Consider the following 1,044-nt stretch of genomic DNA (forward strand, 5'->3'; position numbering starts at 1 on the left):
GGTAAAAGAAAAAGGAATTAAAGAAATAATATTAATGACAACTAGAGATGAGAAAGCAGAAGGGTTTTATTTAAGAAGAGGATATGAAGTACATGATGGATTGGTTATGATGGGAAAGGAGATAATATGAAAAAAGATAGTGTGAAATCAAACCTTTTAGATAATTTAAATAATGCAGTATCAAATTTAATAATATTAATGGGAGATGCTATTTATAAAAAAGAATTTAATGAGGCAAAAGATATGCAGAAGGGCTAAATTCAATTTGTAGAGAGTTTAAATTAACATATAATAGAAAAAGAATATAGCAATTTAGAAAATTATAAAAACTATAAAGAAGGAAAAGAAATCCTAAAAAAGATATTGACAAAAGTAGAAAAGTAGTATATTATTAATTAAGTAATCTAGTGATGATGGCATAGAGGAAACACTCCTTCCCATTCCGAACAGGAAAGTTAAGCTCTATAACGGCAATGGTACTGCACGGGTGACTGTGTGGGAGAGTAGCAAGTTGCTAGGTCATATGGCTCGATAGCTCAGTCGGTAGAGCAGAGGACTGAAAATCCTCGTGTCGCTGGTTCGATTCCTGCTCGAGCCACCAAAGCATTAACGTAAGTTAATGCTTTTTTTGTGTCTAAAATATAAAATTAAAAAGCAATGTCACAAAGATCTCTATTAAATTGTTAAATAAATAGATTGAATTTTTAAAATACAAGTGAAACAAAAAGGATAATAAAAAAGTCTAATTAATATATAGAAAAATGATTAAAAAAATGAAAAAATGAAATACTTAAAATAAGTAGTTTTAAAGTTAATAAAAGGCTAAGAATTACTTAAGAAGATATTAAGGAAAAATTAATATCTAATATGTAGAATAAGTTTATAGAAATAATTGGAGGCAAGGACTATGGTATATGAAGAGGAAAGAAGAATTATAAAAAAAGAAGAGAAGTATTTAACACTATTTTTGATTTTAGGAATATTAATGGGAAGTATAGTGGGAATATATTTAGAAAATATAATTTTATATTTTTCCGTATTCGG

1 protein-coding gene, 1 tRNA gene and 1 rRNA gene are annotated in these 1,044 nt (G+C 27.5%); all 3 read left to right on the forward strand.

What is annotated here, in order from left to right:
* Positions 1 to 126 precede the first annotated feature (126 nt).
* The 3 genes from ACRDDY_RS08460 (at position 127) to ACRDDY_RS08470 (ending at position 601) form a co-directional block, all read left to right on the forward strand.
* Positions 127 to 258 (forward strand): hypothetical protein, encoded by a 132-nt coding sequence (locus ACRDDY_RS08460; protein WP_438564517.1) that lies wholly within the window; start codon positions 127 to 129, stop codon positions 256 to 258.
* Between the two features lie 145 nt (positions 259 to 403).
* Positions 404 to 520: ribosomal RNA gene (gene rrf, locus ACRDDY_RS08465) — 5S ribosomal RNA — on the forward strand.
* 5 nt (positions 521 to 525) lie between these two features.
* A tRNA-Phe gene (locus ACRDDY_RS08470) sits at positions 526 to 601 on the forward strand.
* The last annotated feature ends 443 nt before the right edge of the window (positions 602 to 1,044 follow it).

The organism is Clostridium sp. (genome assembly GCF_051656525.1).
Taxonomy (GTDB): Bacteria; Bacillota; Clostridia; order Clostridiales; family Clostridiaceae; genus Clostridium.

What these genes read in the sequence shown, in the direction of transcription:
- ACRDDY_RS08460 (WP_438564517.1), top strand. Translation starts at nt 127, where the DNA reads ATGAAAAAAGATAGTGTGAAATCAAACCTTTTAGATAATTTAAATAAT.